General features: G+C 58.1%; 15 protein-coding genes and 1 tRNA gene. 4 read left to right on the forward strand and 12 right to left on the reverse strand.

Going from position 1 to position 18,010, the window contains the following annotated elements; all coding sequences use genetic code 11:
* The first annotated feature begins 14 nt into the window (after positions 1-14).
* Positions 15-112, forward strand: a tRNA-Sec gene (locus DAAHT2_RS10490).
* A 35-nt stretch (positions 113-147) separates the two neighbouring features.
* Here the strand turns inward: DAAHT2_RS10490 and glyQ are convergent.
* The 7 genes from glyQ to DAAHT2_RS10525 form a co-directional block, all read right to left on the reverse strand.
* Complete coding sequence (glyQ, locus tag DAAHT2_RS10495) at positions 148-1,020, reverse strand: glycine--tRNA ligase subunit alpha (protein WP_013164256.1); 873 nt, start codon at positions 1,018-1,020, stop codon at positions 148-150.
* A gap of 168 nt (positions 1,021-1,188) precedes the next feature.
* Positions 1,189-1,962 carry a DVU0298 family protein gene (locus tag DAAHT2_RS10500; RefSeq protein ID WP_013164257.1) on the reverse strand — a complete coding sequence of 258 codons (774 nt, stop codon included), beginning with the start codon at positions 1,960-1,962 and terminating at the stop codon, positions 1,189-1,191.
* A gap of 26 nt (positions 1,963-1,988) precedes the next feature.
* Positions 1,989-3,176 (reverse strand): FprA family A-type flavoprotein, encoded by a 1,188-nt coding sequence (locus tag DAAHT2_RS10505; protein ID WP_013164258.1) that lies wholly within the window; start codon positions 3,174-3,176, stop codon positions 1,989-1,991.
* Between the two features lie 222 nt (positions 3,177-3,398).
* Positions 3,399-3,773, reverse strand: coding sequence for a desulfoferrodoxin (locus tag DAAHT2_RS10510; protein ID WP_013164259.1), 375 nt, complete (start codon positions 3,771-3,773; stop codon positions 3,399-3,401).
* A 62-nt stretch (positions 3,774-3,835) separates the two neighbouring features.
* Positions 3,836-4,411, reverse strand: coding sequence for a rubrerythrin (rbr, locus tag DAAHT2_RS10515; RefSeq protein ID WP_013164260.1), 576 nt, complete (start codon positions 4,409-4,411; stop codon positions 3,836-3,838).
* A gap of 153 nt (positions 4,412-4,564) precedes the next feature.
* A complete protein-coding gene (locus DAAHT2_RS10520) occupies positions 4,565-4,954 on the reverse strand; it encodes a Fur family transcriptional regulator (RefSeq protein ID WP_013164261.1) in 390 nt (129 codons plus the stop codon).
* Between the two features lie 237 nt (positions 4,955-5,191).
* The gene (locus DAAHT2_RS10525) at positions 5,192-6,190 is read right to left on the reverse strand and encodes a YhdH/YhfP family quinone oxidoreductase (protein WP_013164262.1); all 999 of its coding nucleotides are present in this window, start codon (positions 6,188-6,190) and stop codon (positions 5,192-5,194) included.
* Between the two features lie 168 nt (positions 6,191-6,358).
* On the opposite strand from DAAHT2_RS10525, the gene fusA2 reads away from it, so the two are divergent.
* Positions 6,359-8,467 carry an elongation factor G2 gene (gene fusA2 / locus DAAHT2_RS10530; protein WP_013164263.1) on the forward strand — a complete coding sequence of 703 codons (2,109 nt, stop codon included), beginning with the start codon at positions 6,359-6,361 and terminating at the stop codon, positions 8,465-8,467.
* A 341-nt stretch (positions 8,468-8,808) separates the two neighbouring features.
* Here fusA2 and DAAHT2_RS10535 read toward each other — a convergent pair whose 3' ends face one another.
* The 5 genes from DAAHT2_RS10535 to rpsU form a co-directional block, all read right to left on the reverse strand.
* The gene (locus tag DAAHT2_RS10535; RefSeq protein ID WP_013164264.1) at positions 8,809-9,699 is read right to left on the reverse strand and encodes a YitT family protein; all 891 of its coding nucleotides are present in this window, start codon (positions 9,697-9,699) and stop codon (positions 8,809-8,811) included.
* Positions 9,696-12,353 (reverse strand): CBS domain-containing protein, encoded by a 2,658-nt coding sequence (locus DAAHT2_RS10540; RefSeq protein ID WP_013164265.1) that lies wholly within the window; start codon positions 12,351-12,353, stop codon positions 9,696-9,698. The genes DAAHT2_RS10535 and DAAHT2_RS10540 overlap by 4 nt, the downstream gene beginning before the upstream one ends.
* A 74-nt stretch (positions 12,354-12,427) precedes the next feature.
* On the reverse strand, positions 12,428-14,614 hold the full coding sequence (locus DAAHT2_RS13995; RefSeq protein WP_013164266.1) for an HD domain-containing phosphohydrolase: 2,187 nt from the start codon (positions 14,612-14,614) through the stop codon (positions 12,428-12,430).
* Positions 14,615-14,776: 162 nt separating this feature from the next.
* Positions 14,777-15,847: a site-specific tyrosine recombinase gene (locus tag DAAHT2_RS10550; RefSeq protein WP_013164267.1), complete on the reverse strand. Its 1,071-nt coding sequence runs from the start codon at positions 15,845-15,847 to the stop codon at positions 14,777-14,779.
* A gap of 24 nt (positions 15,848-15,871) precedes the next feature.
* On the reverse strand, positions 15,872-16,066 hold the full coding sequence (rpsU, locus tag DAAHT2_RS10555; RefSeq protein ID WP_013164268.1) for a 30S ribosomal protein S21: 195 nt from the start codon (positions 16,064-16,066) through the stop codon (positions 15,872-15,874).
* A 452-nt stretch (positions 16,067-16,518) separates the two neighbouring features.
* Between rpsU and DAAHT2_RS10560 the strand changes: the two genes are divergently transcribed.
* Entirely contained in the window at positions 16,519-17,103 is a 585-nt protein-coding gene (locus DAAHT2_RS10560; RefSeq protein WP_013164269.1) for a hypothetical protein, read from the forward strand.
* Positions 17,096-17,977 (forward strand): substrate-binding periplasmic protein, encoded by an 882-nt coding sequence (locus DAAHT2_RS10565; RefSeq protein WP_013164270.1) that lies wholly within the window; start codon positions 17,096-17,098, stop codon positions 17,975-17,977. The genes DAAHT2_RS10560 and DAAHT2_RS10565 overlap by 8 nt, the downstream gene beginning before the upstream one ends.
* The last annotated feature ends 33 nt before the right edge of the window (positions 17,978-18,010 follow it).

Below are 18,010 nucleotides of genomic sequence, written 5' to 3' on the forward strand. Positions count from 1 at the left end.
CTGTCGGCCATTGCGGAAGTGGAAAGGGCACTGGTGGCCCTCCCGGACTTCAAATCCGGTGCACCGGGTTAACAGCCTGGTGGGTGGGTTCGATTCCCATGCACTTCCGCCATTTTTTTGTCCCCAACCCCGCAGTTCATGCAACCCCTATTTACCCGCCAGCAACGGAAATCCCAAGGCCTCCCGCCGGGCCACGTACTGCTCCGCCACCCGCCGGGCGATATTGCGAATCCGGCCGATATAGCGGGTCCGCTCAGCCACACTGATCGCCTTGCGGGCATCCAGCAGGTTGAAGGTATGGGAGCATTTCAGGCAATAATCGTAAGCCGGCAGGGTTAAGTCGAGATCCAGCAGACGGAAGGCCTCGGCCTCGTAGGCGGCAAAAAACTCCAGCAGCTTGGGCACGCTGGCATGTTCGAAGTTGAAGGCGGAAAACTCCTTTTCCGCCTGCAAAAAGATATCGCCGTAACTTAATCGTCCGTTCCAGGAGATATCGTACACACTTTCCACCCCCTGCAGATACATGGCGATCCGCTCCAGGCCGTAAGTCACCTCCACCGTCACCGGGTGCAATTCCAGGCTGCCGGCCTGCTGGAAATAGGTAAACTGGGTGATCTCCATGCCGTCCAGCCAGACCTCCCAACCCAGACCGGAGGCACCCAGAGTAGGGGACTCCCAGTCATCCTCGACAAAACGGATATCGTGCTCCAGGGGGTCAAGCCCGAAGCGGGTCAGGCTTTCAATATACATCTCCTGAATATTCGGCGGCGAAGGCTTGATGATCACCTGGTACTGGTAGTAATGCTGCAGCCGGTTGGGATTTTCCCCATAGCGACCATCGGTGGGCCGCCGGGAGGGCTGCACATAGGCGGTGCTCCACGGTTCCGGCCCCAAGGCCCGCAGCAGAGTAGCGGGGTGGAAGGTTCCGGCCCCGACTTCCATGTCGTAAGGCTGCTGGATGGCGCAACCCTTTTTCGCCCAGTAATCGCCCAGGGCAAAGATGATGTCTTGAAAATTCATAAGCCGCCAAAAGTAAAAAAATTAACCGGCGCACCAGGCTACCGGAGATGATGGGCAGAAGCAAGTACCAGAGACGTTTACTGGAGATACCGCCGGGATGTCAAGGGATTTTGCTAACCGTGAGGCAGGACGTCACTTTTGGGCTCTATCCTCTGCCAGGCTTAGGGTTTAGTCCGGTCTCTGCTGGGCAACGGCAGCCAGATCGGCCACGGTGGCAAGCAACAGCTGCTCCTGCTGATAAAAAACCACCTTGGCCATGTCCTGCTGTAATGGGCGCATTATATCAGCGGCCATGTCGACCTGCAGCAGCCCTAGGGCTCGCACCGCCAGGCCACGAACGGCGGCATCGGGAGAGGCAAGGTAAGAGGGGAGATATTCGGGGGCTTTTTTTTGACGTAAAAGTTGGGGCTGTATTACCGCCAACCGTCCCAGAGCCCACATCAGGCCGCGCTGCAAGGGCGGATACTCCAGGAAAAAACCGTCCTCGCGCATAAAAGAGACCAGAATATGGGCATACTCCTCGGCCAGGCCGGGGTGCCAGGCCAGGCACTCGGCCATGGCCTCGGGCGCCCCCCAGCCGATGCCGCCGGACTCATCATTGAGGCTCCACATCAGGCGGCGCATCACCACCCGGGCCGCCTCCAAGTCGCGCCCGGCCAGCTCCGCCAGCAAAGGCCCCAGCAGGCTCACCGCCCGCCAGCGCAAGGCCGGATCGGCATGGCAAAAGAGCGAAATAAGAACTTTCACCACCGGCGGCCGGGGCATGGCCAGCAACTCCTGCAACAGATCGGGCAGCGCCCCGGCCAGGGTCGCGCCGGCCCTGATCTCCGCTTCCTGGGCCGCCCGCAGCTTATCGGGGTGACCGGAAAAATCAAACTCGGGCAACGGCCCGGCCCCGGCCAGCAACCCCTGCACCCGTCTTTTTACCGCCCGCAAGCTCATCGTAAGCGTTCACCAGCGGCGATGCTTCATCCCATGGCACGGGCAATGGCCCGCCCCAACTCCACGCAGTCGGCCAGGGCTTCGTGGGTGGGCACATTTTTAATCCGCACCCCTTCACCCACCAGCTCAACCCCCATCTCTTCAAGATAACCATTTAAGTGCTTCACCGCTTCACCGCTCCAGCCATAAGAGCCAAAGGCCGCGCCCAACTTGTTTTTGGGGCGCAGACCCTTCATATAGGTCAGCACATCGGCCATGGCCGGCATAATGTTGTTGTTCAGGGTGGCCGAGCCGATAATCAGCGCCCGGGCATTGAGCACCTCGGCCATGATGTCGCTGCGATGGTTGCGCCGGGCGTGCAGCAGGCTGATGTTGTTGATTCCTTCCGCCAGCAGGCCGCTTTCCACGGCCTTGGCCATCTTTTCAGTGCTATGCCACATGGTGTCATAGATAATCACCGCCTTGGCCGCGCTTTCCTGGCGACACCAGCGCTGATAGGCCTCTACAATGGCCCCGGGGTTGCTACGCCAGATCAGGCCATGATCCGGCGCGATCATCTCAATCTCCAGCCCTTCGGCCTGCACCTGGGCCAGCAGTTTATCCACCAGCGGCGAGAAGGGCAGCAGGATATTGGCGTAATACTTGGCGGCGTGCGCCATCAATTCGCCTCCATCCACCTCATCGTCAAAACGCTGGGAAGTGGCCCAGTGTTGACCGAAGGCGTCGCTGGAAATCAGCAGCTTATCTTCGGGGAGATAGGAAAACATGCTGTCGGGCCAGTGCAGCATCCGGGTTTCCAAAAAGCGCACCGTCCGCTTGCCCAGGGATATGCTCTCACCGCTTTTTACCACCACCAAGGGCCAGTCTGGTCGGTGAAAATGCTCCAGCAGGGCCTTTTGCCCCATGGGGGAGCAGAAGATCTTCTCGGGCTTGATCAGCTCAATCATCTCCGGCAGGCAACCGGAATGATCCAACTCCACATGGTTGACCACCAGGTAGTCGATTTTCTCCGGCTCAACCACATGGTGCAGGTGGTGCAGCAGATCACTTTTAAACCCCTGGCGCACGGTATCAAACAACACCGTCTTTTCGTCCCGCACCAGGTAAGCATTGTAGGTGGTGCCTTTTTTTATGGAATACCCATGAAAATCGCGGTTGTTCCAATCCACCGCCCCCACCCAGAAAACATCCGGTTTGATCTCCACTGCTTTCATAAAGCCACCCCCTGCCAAAAAGTTTACTTCTGAACGATACGATTACGGCCCGTCAGACAAGCAAGTTAGTACATCCGGTAAACGGTACGAATTATCTAAAAAGCATCGCCACCAACAGCTTAAGCGGCCGATAGTGACGCAGATTTGGGCAAGCGGACCGGCGCCGCGTACACCAGTACGCAAGCCGGGCCGATCGCCCAAAGCTGCGGTGCTAGCGGCCGCTTAAGCCTTCCAGAGACCGTGGAGGTTGCAGTACTCCCGGGCGCTGACCTGGGCCGCCTCCACCGGGAAAAAGGCCTCCGGCGGCTGGCCGGGTTGCAGGAACTGCCGATAGACCTTACCGTCGGCCAGCAACTCAATCCATTCGATGTAGTGCTTCTCTTCCATGGGGTGAGCCACCGAACCCACCTTGACCAGGTAACCGCCTTCCGCCTTTTCAATCACCGGCACATGCTTTTCCTGGGCCGCGTCCACGGTGTTTTCGGTCATCAACCGCATGGGCTGGCCGCAGCAAACCAGTTGTCCCTGGCCGCCATGCAACACTTCAACGATGTTACCGCACAGATCACACTTATATACTTCCTGTTGTTTGGCCATGGTAGTCCAACCTCCACTTCCGTTTTTCGTAACAACTCTCAGGGGCGGGGCCCCCAGAACACCTACCAGTTTTCTTTCAGTAGTTCAAAATGGGCCTGGGCATGATCACAGGCCGGGCAACGGTCCGGGGCTTCCGTGCCACGATGGTTGTAGCCACAGTTGCGACACTTCCAAGCCGTCTCCTGTTCCCGCTTAAAAACCCGGCCCGCTTCGATATTGGCCTTGAAAGCCAGGAACCTTTTTTCATGGAAGGCCTCGGCCATCGCAATGCTGGTAAAAATATCGGCAATCTCGGCAAAACCCTCTTCCCGGGCCACCTTGGCAAAGCTGGGGTACATTTCGGTATATTCATGATTTTCCCCGCCGGCTGCCTCGGCCAGATTTTCTGCGGTGGTGCCAATCACCCCGGCGGGAAACGAGCCGCTGATCTCCACTTCACCGCCTTCCAGCAGCTTGAACAGGCGTTTGGCATGCTCTTTTTCGTGGTTGGCGGTTTCCTCGAACGCCGCGGAAATTTGAACATAACCCTCTTTTTTGGCCTGGGCGGCAAAATAGGTATAACGGTTGCGGGCCTGAGACTCACCGGCAAAAGCGGTGAGCAGGTTCTTTTCGGTTTTGGTGCCCTTCAGTGATTTCATGTTTACAACCTCCAAAGCTGGACAGGGTTAAAAAAATTATGACAAAATCATAGCTAGGTCGGCAGAGAAACTCCAGCCCAAAAAAAAGGCCGGTTCACGGACCCCGGCCATTCAGCGCCGGGGCAGTGAGCCGGCCAACCACAGAAAATGGGATTAGCAACATTCAGGACAAAGGCCTGCAAACTCCAGACTGTGACGCACGATAGTAAAATCAGTATGCTTGCGGGCCTTCTGCTCAACATCCAACTCCAGGGACAGATCCAAATCGTCCACCCGATCACACTTGAGACAGCGGACATGATAATGAGGGGCGGCGTTGCCGTCAAAACGCTTCTGGGTTCCGCCTACGGCCAGTTTCTGGATCATGCCGTTTTCGGCCATCAACTCCAGATTACGATACACGGTTCCCAGGCTGATCCGCGGCAGCCGCCTTCTTACCATCTGGTAAAGCTCATCGGCGGTGGGGTGGCTACGCACCTTGCAAAGCTCGTCGAGCAGAACCTGGCGCTGTTTGGTTACCCGTAATGATGTTCCGAGGGACATGGTTTCCTCCCTGTTTGTTGTTTTATCTAAAAAATCTATATTTAAAGCGCCCCAACAGAGGCGCGACAGCCTAAGCTTCAACCAAGGGCCATGGTTACCGCACAAACAGCAAACAGTAATCTTTGCTATTTTTCATATAATAAGTCAATCTTGCGCAATAAGCAAGGGTAAGATTGCTACATATAACAGCAGTTACTAAAAAAGGAAAACCTTTTAACAAAAAATTTTCATTGCCTCCTAACACACCATTTTCACGACCACTCTCCCCAGGTGACGCCCCGCCAAAATGGTCGTGATTTTTTCATCCACCTCCTCCAGGGCTATCTCGGTGACCAGCGCCTCCAGGTCCTTGATCTGCCACAGGTCGGCCAGGCGTTGCCACAGCAGGCGGCGGCGGGGCATGGGGCACTGGGCGCTGTCGATCCCGGCCAGGGTAACCCCGCGCAAGATGAAGGGATAAACATTGAGGGGCAGGTCGGGGGAGGCGGCGTTGCCGCAACAGGTCACCAGGCCGTCGTAGCGGCAGGATTTAACGGCGGTGGCCAGAATCGGCCCCCCCACCGTATCCACCACCCCGGCCCAGCGCCCTTTAAGCAGCATGCGCCCGCTTTCATCAACGGCTTCCGCCCGGCCCAGCACCTGCTCCGCCCCCAGCCGAGTCAACAGCTCTTCCTGTTCGGCCTTGCCGGTGACCGCGCAAACCCGGTAACCAAGACCGGCCAGCATGGCCAGGGCCAGAATCCCCACCCCTCCGGTGGCGCCGGTGACCAGAATTTTGCCATCTTCCGGCCGTACCGGAAAATCCACCAGCCGGGCTACGCACTGGGCGGCGGTAAAACCGGCGGTGCCGTACATCATGCACTGGCGCAGGCTCAAGCCGGAGGGCCGCGGCATCACCCACTCCGCCGGCACCCGAATATATTCCGCCAGCCCCCCGGGAGTATTCATCCCCAGGTCATAGCAGGAAACCACCACCTCATCACCGGGCTTAAACTCGCTACTCCGGCTTTCCTCCACCACCCCGGCGGCATCAATCCCCGGGGTGTGCGGATAGCGCCTGGTCACCCCGCGGTTGCCGCTGGCGGACAAGGCATCCTTGTAATTAAGAGACGAAAAGCAAACCCGAACCAGCACCTCGTGGTCCGGCAACTGAGCCAAATCCCGGGTCACCACCCGGCGGACAAAAGAGCCGTCTTCTTCACTTACCTGCAGGGCCCGAAATTTTTTCAGCTTCATGTTGCAATATCTCCCAAAAGCAGAGGTTATATGGCCAATTTGGCCAAAAAAACAAAGTTGTCTTGCCAGCCCGGCGCCATTGCGGGTAAAGAGTATAGGATATGTTCGTACCGGTCAATCCTGAGTCAAGCTTTTGTCCGCCAACCTTCACCGCAAGAGAGGTGCCCCATGAAGCTTTATGATGACAAGTACATTAAAAACATTGTGCTGCTTGGCAGTGTAAAATCCGGGAAAACCACCCTGGCCGAAACCATGGTTTTCGAGGCCGGGCTCTCCCAGCGCCGGGGCACGGTGGAAGACCAAAACACCATTTCCGACTTTCATGAAATCGAGCATCAGCGGGGCAACTCGGTTTACGCCACCCTGCTGCATACCGACTGGCGGGATTACAAGATCAACATCATCGACACCCCGGGGCTCGATGATTTTGTCGGCGAAACCATCTCCTCGCTGCGGGTGGCGGACACCGCGGTGATGCTGATCAACGCCCAGTACGGGGTAGAGGTGGGCACCGAACTGACCTGGAACTACACCGAAAATCACCGCATTCCGGCGATGTTTGCCGTCAACCAGGTGGATCACCCCAAATCCGACTTTTTCAGCGCCGTGGAGGCCATCCAGGAGAGTTTCGGGCCGGCGGCCATTCTCATGCAGTATCCCCTGAACGAGGGTGAGGGCTTTGACTGCATCATCGATTTGCTGAAGATGACCATGTACAAGTTTCCTCCCGAAGGCGGCAAGCCGGAAAAGCTGGCCATTCCCGAGGCAGAGCAGGAACAGGCCGCCGAATTGCACAACCAGTTGGTTGAAAAGGCGGCGGAAAATGACGAAGAGCTGATGGAGCTCTACTTTGAAAAGGGCAGCCTGGACGAAGATGAGATGCGCAAGGGGCTCAAGATCGGCATGCTCAACCGCGAGGTCTTCCCCATCTTCTGCCTCTCGGCCAAGCGCAACATGGGCAGCGGCCGGATGATGGGCTTCATCGACAACGTGGCCCCCTCGGCCACCGAGATGCCGCCGGAACAGACCGCCGACGACCGGGAGCTGTCCTCCGACCCGGCCGGCCCCCCGGTGGTCTTTGTCTTCAAGACCCTGGTGGAGCAGTTCCTGGGCAAGATCACCTTCTTCAAGGTCTGCTCCGGCGAGATCAGCGAGGGGATGGACCTGGTCAACAGCGAAACGGGCGAAACCGAGCGCTTGAACCAGCTTTTCATCATGTCCGGCAAAAACCGCCAGCCGGTGAGCAAGCTGGTGGCCGGCGACCTGGGCGCCACCCTGAAGATGAAGGGCACCAAAACCAACCACACCCTGCACGGCAAGGATTCGCCGGTCAGCCTGAAACCCATCGACTTTCCCGAGCCGCGCATCCGCACCGCGGTGGCGGCCGCCGACAAGAAGGACGACGACAAGCTGGGCGAGGCCTTAAGGGAAATCCAGGCCGAAGATCCCACCATCAAGGCCGAGCTCTCGCCGGAGTTACGGCAGTTGATCCTCTGGGGCCAGGGCGAGTTGCACCTCAACCTGGTCAAGTGGCGGCTGGAGAATATTTACGGCATCAAGGTCGAGTTCATCGAGCCCAAAATCCCCTACCGGGAGACCATCCGCAAGGCGGCCACCGCCACCTATCGGCACAAGAAACAATCCGGCGGCTCCGGCCAGTTTGCCGAGGTGCACCTGCGCATCGAGCCTTACGAGGAAGGGATGGCCGATCCCACCGATCTCACGGTGCGCGGCAAGGAAGAGATCGAGCTGCCCTGGGGCGGCAAGCTGGTCTTTTACAACTGCATTGTCGGCGGGGTGATCGATGCCAAGTTTCTGCCCTCGATTTTGAAAGGGGTGATGGAAAAGATGCAGGAGGGGCCGATGACCGGTTCCTACGTGCGGGATGTAAGGGTGATGGTCTTCGACGGCAAGATGCACCCGGTGGATTCCAACGACATCTCGTTCAAGATCGCCGGCGCCCAGGCCTTCAAAGAGGCCTTCCGCAACGCCAACCCCCTGGTGCTGGAACCCCTCTACGACATGGAGGTGATGGTGCCGGAGGACCTGATGGGCGACGTGATGAGCGACCTGCAGAGCCGGCGCTCAATGATCAGCGGCATGGAGTCCCAAGGCCGTTACCAGTTGATCAAGGCCATCACCCCCCTGGCCGAGCAGCACCGCTACTCCACCACCCTGAAGTCCCTGACCCAGGGCCGGGCCAGCTTCCGCTGCAACTTCCGGGAATACGCCCCGGTGCCCCAAGATATCCAGCAGAAGCTCACCACCGTGGAGTGATGTCGGTTTCGGCTATGCGTATCCACTAACCGCCCGTTTGGGGGCGGGATGCGGTTGGTTTTTTCGCTCATTCTCGGCGTGCTGACGCACGCCTCCGAGGCGTCCAGAGGACGAAACCCGCGAAAAAACCAACCGCATCCCGCCCGGGAACGCCCCTTGGAAGTTGCCGCCCGCAGCCACACGGCCAAAACGCCCCTTTCCTGTCCTCCCCGCCAAAACCACCCTGCCCTCGCGGAAAACGTTCAGCAGTGCCGCAGGTTTGGGCAAGCGGACCGGCGCCGCGTACACCAGTACGCAAGCCGGGCCGATCGCCCAAAGATGCGGTGCTGATGGACGTTTTCCTACCAGTGGGGTTGGTTGCCGATTCGATAGTTCATTACTTCCATGGTCTCGGTGACCACCACGAAGGCGTCGGGGTCGATGGTGCGGATCATGTTTTTCAACTGGCCGATCTCCTGAAAGTTGACCACCGCGTACAGCATGTTTTCCTCGTTGCCGGAAAAACCGCCCCGGGCGGGGATAATGGTGGTGCCCCGGCGCAGGTCGCGCAGGATTTCGCGATTGATCTCCGGCCAGTGCTTGGAGATGATCATTACCGCCTTGCGCTGGCTCAGGCCGGTGACCACCAGGTCGATGAGCTTGGCCGCCACGTAAATCTGAATCAGGGTGTAGAGGGCGGCGTCCAGGGAAAAAACCACCGCGGTGAGGGAGAGCACCACCAGGTTCAGGGCCAGCACCGTGCTGCCCAGGGGGATGGAAAAACGCTTCATCAGCATAACCGACAAAATGTCCGCCCCGCCGGCGGAGCCTTGGGAGCGCAAGGTAATGCCGCCGCCGATACCGATGATGATCCCGGCAAACACCGCCGCCAGGATGTCGTTGTCCACCGTCAGGTCCACGTGGACAAAGGCCAGGGCCAGGGAAAAGATGACGGTGCCGGCCAGGCTGTAGAAGAAGAAGCGGCGGCCCACCGCCATCATCGCCGCCAGAAAGAGGGGAATATTGAGCAGCAGATAGATCACCCCGACATCCAGGGCCGGCACCAGTTCCTTGATGATCAGGGTCAGGCCGGTGGCGCTGCTGGCGGCAAACTCGTGGGGAATGATGATGCCGTTGACCGCCACCGCGCAAATTGTGCCGCCGGCGGCCAGCATCAGCAGGTTTTTCAACACCTGCCACAGATCGGCCATGGTAAAGGCCGGGGTATAGGGAATCTTCATGGTAAACTTCATGCCTGCTCAACCTTGGTCCTGGCCAGCGGAAAATGACGGCGGACAAAGACCAGTTCTTCTTCACGGTTACGGACCTGACCATCCAGGCGTGCATCCAGCAGTTGATCGAGGATCTGCCGGAAAATCGGGCCGGGCTGGTAACCAAGTACCTTGAGGTCGTGGCCGTTGAGCTCCGGGCGCACCTGACTCAGTTCGGTAACATATAAGGAAATCGCCTTTTTGGCCGCCTTTTTCCGACTGATGGCCAGCAGATAAAGCAACCCCTCGGGACCCAGCCCGGCGAGCAGGTGGTAGATGCCGCTGTTGCTGTCCGGCAGGGCGCGGCGCAGCACGGTGGCCGCCTGCTGGGCGGCGGTTTTTTCCCCCAGCAACTGCTGCCGGTTGCGCTCCGGCACTTCAAAGCGCTGGCAAAAATCCTGCAACTCACTCCGCTTCAGGTTAACGGTAAGGGCCAGCAGGTACACCAGCCAGTTGCGGCAGGGCTCATCCCGGTAGAGCAACTGATACCAGGCCAGGGCCGCCTGGGACTCTTCCAGGTTTTTGGTCAGGCGTGGCTCCAGCTTCAGGCGCGGGTGCAGGAAGGGCAGCAGGTGAAGATCGGCCATTCGCCTGATGGCCGGCAGGGGGTTCTCTTCACTGAGGATCCCCTTCAACTCGCCAAAGAAGCGGTAGCCGAAAAAGCGGTCGAAGAGATTCATCCGCACCGCGTTTTTAATCAATCGTTCGGTGTGCTGACCGATGGTAAACCCCATTCGCTGCTCAAAGCGGATGGCCCGGAAGATGCGGGTGGGGTCCTCGACAAAGCTCAAGTTGTGCAGCACCCTGATCTTGTGATCTTTAAGATCATTCTGGCTGTTGAAAAAATCCACCAGGGTGCCGAAGGTGTCGGGGTTTAAATGGATGGCCATGGCGTTGATGGTAAAATCCCGCCGGTAGAGATCAAGCTTGAGGGAAGAGAGTTCCACCGTGGGCATGGCCGCCGGGTAGTCGTAATACTCCAGGCGGGCGGTGGCCACATCCACCTTGAGGCCGTCGGGCAGCTTGACCACCGCGGTTTTGAATTTTTTGTGCACCCGCACCCGGCCCTTTAATCGCTCGGCCAGAGCCTTGGCAAAAACCATCCCATCACCCTCGATCACCACGTCAATATCGAAGTTTTTTTCCTGCAGCAGCAGGTCGCGCACAAAGCCGCCCACCGCAAAGGCCCGGTATTTGCGCTCCTGGGCCACCTCGCCGATGGTCCGTAGCAGTACCACCAGGCGGCGGCCCAGCCGTTCCACCATAAGGTTCTGCAGATTGCGCTGGCGTTCACCGGAAGGCAACTGTTCACTGTAAAGGCCACGGGGCAGCCGGGAGGGGTCGTTGACCAGCAGGTTGAGCAGGTCGGTGCGGGTAATCACCCCCTGCAGCTCGCAGTTGCGGCCATCCACCACCGGGATGATCCGCTGGCGATGTTCGATAATCAACTCCTGGATATCGCCCAGAGTGGCGGCCGGGGTCAGGGTGGCGAAGTCGGTGCTCATGTAGTCGCTCACCGACTGCTCCTCCAGCCCCAGTTGGATGGCCTTGCCCGCCACCCGGCGGGAGATCAGGCCCACCACCCGCCGCTTGTCGTCCACCACCGGCAGCACCGTGATGTTGTAACGGTTAAGCAGTTCATCGGCCTGGCGAATGCTGATATTGGGCCGGGCGCTGATCACCGGGGAGCTCATCAGGTCGGCGGCCCGGCGGCGGGGCCGCACCTGCTTGTGCAGCACCTGGATCAGCTTTTCCTCCACCTCGATATTGGTCAACTCCTTGATGGTGGCAGAGGCCGCCGAGGCGTGGCCGCCGCCGCCGAACTCGCGGACGATCTCCCCCACATTGACCTCGGGGATCCGGCTGCGGGCAATCAGGTAAGTCCGCTCGCCCATACGGGCCAGGGCAAAGAGGGTGTTGAGGTTTTCCATCACCATGAAGCGGCGTACCACCACCGCGAAGTTGTCGTAGTAATCCTCGGTGTCCACCTTGGCCACGGTGATGTCCAAACCCTGGATGGTGTAGGTGGTGGCGGAACGAATCAGGTCCCCCAGCAGGGTAACCTCGGCGCTGGTCAACTCCTGGGCGATGAACTGGGTGACGGTATGCAGGTTGGCCCCCCGGCTCAACAGCCAGGCGGCGGCCTGCAGGTCCTCGGGGGTGGTGGTGTCGAAATGAAACGAGCCGGTGTCTTCAAAAATGCCCATGGCCAGCAGGGTGGCCTCCTCCGGGCTCACTTCCAGGCCGCGGGCCTGAAACAGCTCCACCATGATGGTGGCGGTGGACCCCACCGGCTTGAGGTGCTCCACCCGCCCGCGCAGGTCGCCGGGGGCCTCGGGATGGTGATCGAAAAGATGCACCTCCAGGTCGGGGTTCTCCAGGCAGCGGGCAATTTCCCCCAGCCGCGAGGGCTGCCGGGTGTCGACCAGGATCAAGCGGCGGACCTTGCCCAGATCAATATTTTTCAGGCGCTGGAAATCGTAGAGGTAATCCACCGACTGGGCGAAAAAATCCCGCAGGTTCTTCTCCTGGGCCCCGGCAAAGGCCAACACCGCCTCGGGATAAAGCTTCTTGGCCGCCACCATGGAGGCCACGGCGTCGAAGTCGGCATTGATATGGGTGGTAATCAGCTCCATGCGTCCCACTCTACCTGTGCTGCCCGGCTTTTGCAATCAAGCAGCAGGTAAAGCGCCAGCGCGGCGGATGCGGCTTAAAGCTCGTCTGCCGGGGTTACTTCCAGCTTTTCCAGTTTTTCAATGGTGTAGAGCTGTTCAGCGGCCAGGTCAACATGGCGGACATCGATTTCGATTTCGGTGCTGGAGATGCCGGCGAAGGCCTTGAGCAAGTTGCTGTTCAAGGGCAGATGCTCCCGGGAGATAACGGCAAAATCGTTACCATAGGCACGAAAAACCAGGCAAGCGGGAAAGGCGGCCTGCAATTCGGCGGCAAAGCGGGTAAACAACTGATTGCCTTTTTCCCAGCCAACGCGCTTGTTGTACTCGGGCAGGTTGCGCAAATGCAGCAGGTAAAGGCAGGAAAAATGGTTGCTGCTCAGGTTGTTGAGGACGATTTTCAGGTAGTCTTCGTTGTACAGCCCGGTCAGGCGATCATTGAAAAAATAGGAAAAACGTTTCTTCTCCAGCTCGGTGAAGGGCAACTGGCTGACGCGGGAGGGGAGATCAACCTCGGCCAGGACCCTGGTCGCCGCCGCCACCACCTTGGCGTCGAACTGGCTCCCTGCGAGCTCTTGCAACTCGGCCAGGGCCTGGGAAAGTTGTTTGCGCCCCTTGTAAATCCGGTTGGTGGTCATGGCGTCAAAGGCATCGGCCACCGCCATGATCCGGGAGAGCAGCGGGATCTCCTCTCCCGCCAGGCCGTTCGGGTAGCCGTTGCCATCGGGCCGCTCATGGTGGTGGAGGATGATCTTGGCCAGATCCTTGTACATTTCGATGTTGGAAAGCATCTCGTAGCCGGCCCGGGGGTGGAGCTTGATCAGTTCGTAATCCAGCTCGGTGAGTTTACCGGGTTTGAGCAGCACCGAATCGGGAGTGGCGATCTTGCCGATATCATGCAGCATGGCGGCCGTGTAAAGCCTCTTTTTCTCGGCCTGGGACAGATTCAACTCCCGGGCCAGCAGGCTGCTGTAATGTGCGACCCGCTCGGTGTGACCGGCGGTGTAGGTATCCCGCTGCTCGATCAAATCGACAAAGGAGAAGATGGTCTCTTCGTAGTTGGCAGCCCGTTCCGCGGTTAGCTGGGCGGTCAGCTCCCGCTGTCGAAAGGAGTCAACGGCAAAACCGATATCACCGGCCAACTCATCAAGCATCTCCCGCTCCTCCGCCTCAAAACCATCGGCTCGCCAGGTGTAGATGACCAGACAACCAAGGGGGGCATCGCCCTGGCGGGCCCGCAAGGGCAGACTGATCACCCCTCTGGCCCCCCGGACGGGCTCCGGGTCGCGCCAAAGAGTCTCATCCAGCAACTCCCCGTCGTTCATGCGGATGATGGTTCGATTCTCCCGCAGACAGGCGGCGGCAGCAACCTCGGCCAAAGGACCATTACCGGCATCCACCCGATAAGGCGGCTCCGGCAGGGCATCAAGGCCCGGCTCGGCGCTGTACACTTCGCTGATCGCGCCGTTTTCCAGCAGACCGATCCAGCAGAAACGATAATCGCCGTGCTGGGTGAAACGGGCACAGGCACTTGCCAGCAGGCTCGGCAGGGCAGGGGCGGTGATCAGCAGCTTGTTGATATGGGCCACCGTGTCGAGAATCTGCCGCAGGTAACGCTCCTGCTCCAGCAGGGCGGCAATTTCGGCGGTACGCTGGGCCACCCGGTTTTCCAGGGTTTGATTGAGATGCTCCACCTGCTCTTTTTCCTCTTTGAGCTTTTCGCTGAGCAACCCCACCGGGATGGCCAGGAAAAAGAGAAAGCCCAGCCGCATGACCAGGTCGGTCCAGTCAATCTCAGGCAGAACAGACCAGATACTGAGCAGATAGAGAAGGGCAGAAAGGGTGGCGACCACCAGCCCGAAGCGGAGGCCGAAGTAGATGGTGTGCAGACAGATCAACAGGTAGTAGCCAAGGAAAAAACTGCTGCTCAGACTCGGGTCGGCATGAACCAGCAGGGAAAGGAAGGTCAGGTCGAGAAAAAGCGAGGTGAGATAAACCTTTTTCAGCAGCAGCGGCCGAAAAAAGATAACCAGGTAACAGAGCAGGCTGTAGAGGAAAAAGGCCAGCAGCGCCTTAATCAGCAAGCTCTCTTCCCGGGGAGGCAACTCCATCAGCAAAAGCCAGGCAACCCCGCCGAAGAGGCTGAAAACCCGCAGGAACAAAAAGGCAAGGTCGATCCTGCCGGTTACCGCTCTAACCTGATTCCACTGTTGCAACCAAGGCATGAAAATACCCGAACCGTCGAACGCGGCAACCGGTGCACGCAAAAAAACTGCCAGGACTAAGGACGCCTTCCGCCCCGGCGGACGCTCCGCCGCTACTGTTGCAGATGATACCGGGCAAGAGCCGACACCGTCAACTGTTATCGGTGGTTGGGGCAGCGGGGTTCATCCCCGAGGGTGAAACTTGCGGTGAATGGCTTTCAGGCGGTTGGTGTCAACATGGGTGTAGATCTGGGTGGTGGCGATGTCGGCGTGCCCCAGCATCACCTGCACCGCCCGCAGGTCGGCGCCATGTTCCAGCAGATGGGTGGCAAAGGAGTGGCGCAGCACGTGCGGGCTGATCTCGCGAGCAATCCCACGTTCTCTGGCGCTTTTCCGCACGATCTGCCAGAAACGCAGGCGGGTCATGGCCGTGCCCCGGCCGGTGACAAAGAGAAAATCGCTGCGCCGCTTTTTCAGCAACCGGGGCCGGGCTTGGGTTATATAGACCGCCATGGCCTGGCGGGCGGCCTCACCAAAGGGTACCAGCCGCTCCTTGCTGCCCTTGCCCAAAATCCGCAGATGCCCGGCCTGATTGACCGCCGCCACCGGCAGCTTGACCAGCTCGGAAACCCGCATGCCGGTGGCATACAGCAAGTGCAGCATGGCGTGGTTACGCAGGGCCAGGATCGAAGCAGGCGGGGCCGGCGGGGCCAGCAGCTGCTCGACCTCGGCACTGCTGAGCACCTTGGGCAAGGCCCGGCCGATTTTAGGCAGATCAAGCAATGCGGCGGGATCGTGGCCAAGCAGTTGTTCACCCTGAAGAAAACGGAAAAAGGCGCGCAGGGCGGAAATCCGGCGGGATGTACTGCGCGGCGCTGCTTTCTCCTGCCGGCAGGCGGCCAGATAAGCTCGCAAATGCTCGGGGCCGATCTGGTTAATCTCGGTGATGGGCCGGGCTGAAGCCAGGCCTGCCCCCCGGTCTTTCCCGGCCGTCCCGGTGGCGCCGGCATCAACCGTGGCCGCAACCGGGGCCGTGGCCCGGGCCAGAAAAGCGAAAAACGAGAGCAGGTCGGACTGGTAAGCCGCCAGGGTATTGGTGGCCAGCCGCCGCTCAGCGGCCAGGTACTGGAGAAAAAAATCCAGCAGGGGAAGAACAAACGGAAACGCCCCGGAGACCACCTCAAGAAGGGGGTCAGCGGGGCGTGTAAAGCGGGTTTGGTGATCGTTACGCGAGCCTGAATTGCCTCTGGGCATGATCAGCAAACCCGGCAGCGGGTTTTAGTCCCGCTCCATTTTATACATCAGTTTCCGCAGTTTACGCCGCGATTCCGCCGTCTTGCGACGGCGTTTGGCGCTGGGCTTTTCGTAAAACTCGCGCCTCTTCAACTCTTTTTTCATACCGTCGAGCTGGAGTTTCTTTTTGAGAATGCGAATGGCATGCTCAACATCACCCCTGACTTCAACTTCGATCATTTAACTTTCACCGCCTTTTCGTCGATCAGCTAAAGTTTACCCTTACATCCAAAAACGCTGGACAACCGTAGTGTTGCTATAAACACTAGAAAATATCCGCAAGCTCGACAGTTGTCAAACTTTTTTTGCAGGCAACCATGAGCAAGATGCAATTTAAAAAACTACCGTGTGCTGTCTCAATCATTAACTTGATAACAAGGTTGGTCGCTATAAATGGACACGAAAGCCCAGGGTCAGTTTTTTGCAGTTTACAAAAACTGCTCTTGCCCTTGGCGGTAAACGGTTTTTTTGTTGAATTATCAGCTGTATGTGGTTAATGTCCGCTCATCTAATCGGCCAGCTTAACTAAAAATAGTTATATTTCTTCATAAAAACGCCTGCGTCTTATCCCGGTGAACTCTTATCTTGCATTAACACCTGATTATTGCAGAAATGGCGGGGGTATTTAGAACATGACAGGACCTGAAAGAGGGCCCTTCTTAAAGCGCTTTGTTCTACCAATTATTCTTTTTTCACTAGGGCTTAATATATTTCTGGTAATGCTTCGTATCAACCTTGACTTGCCCCTGTTCCTTGACGCAACCGGTACGATGCTGGCGGCAGTGCTGATCGGCCCCTGGATTGGCGGCCTGGTCGGCTTAATGACCAATGTTATCTATGGAATTATCTATTGCACCAACTCCGTCCCTTTCGGGGTGGTCAATTTTGGCATAGGGTTGTTGACCGGCTACCTGGTTATCGCCCTGAAAGGCTATCATCGCTGGTATGCTCCCCTGCTCATCGGTTGCATCATCGCACTTTTCACCCCACTGATGTCTGCCCCTATCGCCACCTATCTGTTCGGCGGCATAACGGCTCATGGAATCGACAAATTCGTTGTTGCCTTGGTTGACAGCGGCAATTCGATGTTGTCCAGCGCTTTTTGGGGCCGTTTGCCAACCAGCTTTATCGACAAACTTCTCTCGGCCTATATGGTCTACGGCATCATCCTGATCTGGCCGAAACTGACCAACAGACACATTTCTGCCGATGTTTAAGACCGTCGTCGTCATTCTGTTCCTGGTCAGCCCGATACTCTGCCATCAGCCAGTTGCCGCCGAGCCATTAAGGGTTGGGATCCACTCAGGCAACAGAACCCTCGAGTTCGTGACCAACAACGGCGATCCTGCGGGTATTCTGGTGGATTTGTGGCGAGAATGGGCGCAGCACAGCGGAATGGAGCTGGAGTTTGTTGCTGTTGAGCCGTCAAAGGGAACGACACTGCTCGGAAAAGGCAAAATCGATGTCCTTGCCAATGCACCGCCGGGAAAAGATGTTGACTATACTCCCGCTTACCTTACCTTCGACTACAGCCTCCACGCACTCATGAGTTTTCACCCGGAGACACCGGGGCATTTCCCTGCGCGAATCGGTATTCGCACAGATGACCTCCTGTATATTGATCCCACCAAACTAAATAATCTTCAAGTCCAGCAGTATTCAGATCACGTTGAAATATTTAAGGCATTGGAAAATGGCCATATCGATTACCTGCTTGCCAATAGCAGTCAATTGATTCTGGCAATCAATAACATGCGCCTCAGGAAGTTGCACTTTCCGCGAAAAAGCTTCTATCAGCAGCCCATCCGGGCGGCGGTGCAGAAAAATCAAGCGCAATTACTCAACGAGATAACGACCGGGCTTGCCACTATTGATTCTGCCCGGAAAGCCCGGAGTCTAAAAAGATGGATGCCCAGCACAATCGGCTACAGAATCTTCTGGCCCTTCATCGGGCTGGCTTTTTTCATGGTGCTTTCAACGATACTGGTCATCACCGTCTGGCTGATGAACCAGCGACTTAAGCAACATGTCTGGCGGGCAACCCGGGCCATGTCTGCGTATTCCAGTGATTCCGGACACCCATTCCGGTAGGAAGTCGGACACCATTCCGGTCCGAAGCCGGAC

This window comes from Desulfurivibrio alkaliphilus AHT 2, assembly GCF_000092205.1.
Classification (GTDB): Bacteria; Desulfobacterota; Desulfobulbia; order Desulfobulbales; family Desulfurivibrionaceae; genus Desulfurivibrio; species Desulfurivibrio alkaliphilus.

What these genes read in the sequence shown, in the direction of transcription:
- DAAHT2_RS10565 (WP_013164270.1), top strand. Translation starts at nt 17,096, where the DNA reads ATGTTTAAGACCGTCGTCGTCATTCTGTTCCTGGTCAGCCCGATACTC.
- DAAHT2_RS10520 (WP_013164261.1), bottom strand. Translation starts at nt 4,954, where the DNA reads ATGTCCCTCGGAACATCATTACGGGTAACCAAACAGCGCCAGGTTCTG.
- rbr (WP_013164260.1), bottom strand. Translation starts at nt 4,411, where the DNA reads ATGAAATCACTGAAGGGCACCAAAACCGAAAAGAACCTGCTCACCGCT.
- DAAHT2_RS10500 (WP_013164257.1), bottom strand. Translation starts at nt 1,962, where the DNA reads ATGAGCTTGCGGGCGGTAAAAAGACGGGTGCAGGGGTTGCTGGCCGGG.
- DAAHT2_RS10540 (WP_013164265.1), bottom strand. Translation starts at nt 12,353, where the DNA reads ATGGAGCTGATTACCACCCATATCAATGCCGACTTCGACGCCGTGGCC.
- DAAHT2_RS13995 (WP_013164266.1), bottom strand. Translation starts at nt 14,614, where the DNA reads ATGCCTTGGTTGCAACAGTGGAATCAGGTTAGAGCGGTAACCGGCAGG.
- DAAHT2_RS10505 (WP_013164258.1), bottom strand. Translation starts at nt 3,176, where the DNA reads ATGAAAGCAGTGGAGATCAAACCGGATGTTTTCTGGGTGGGGGCGGTG.
- DAAHT2_RS10535 (WP_013164264.1), bottom strand. Translation starts at nt 9,699, where the DNA reads ATGAAGTTTACCATGAAGATTCCCTATACCCCGGCCTTTACCATGGCC.
- glyQ (WP_013164256.1), bottom strand. Translation starts at nt 1,020, where the DNA reads ATGAATTTTCAAGACATCATCTTTGCCCTGGGCGATTACTGGGCGAAA.
- rpsU (WP_013164268.1), bottom strand. Translation starts at nt 16,066, where the DNA reads ATGATCGAAGTTGAAGTCAGGGGTGATGTTGAGCATGCCATTCGCATT.
- DAAHT2_RS10525 (WP_013164262.1), bottom strand. Translation starts at nt 6,190, where the DNA reads ATGAAGCTGAAAAAATTTCGGGCCCTGCAGGTAAGTGAAGAAGACGGC.
- DAAHT2_RS10550 (WP_013164267.1), bottom strand. Translation starts at nt 15,847, where the DNA reads ATGCCCAGAGGCAATTCAGGCTCGCGTAACGATCACCAAACCCGCTTT.
- DAAHT2_RS10560 (WP_013164269.1), top strand. Translation starts at nt 16,519, where the DNA reads ATGACAGGACCTGAAAGAGGGCCCTTCTTAAAGCGCTTTGTTCTACCA.
- DAAHT2_RS10510 (WP_013164259.1), bottom strand. Translation starts at nt 3,773, where the DNA reads ATGGCCAAACAACAGGAAGTATATAAGTGTGATCTGTGCGGTAACATC.
- fusA2 (WP_013164263.1), top strand. Translation starts at nt 6,359, where the DNA reads ATGAAGCTTTATGATGACAAGTACATTAAAAACATTGTGCTGCTTGGC.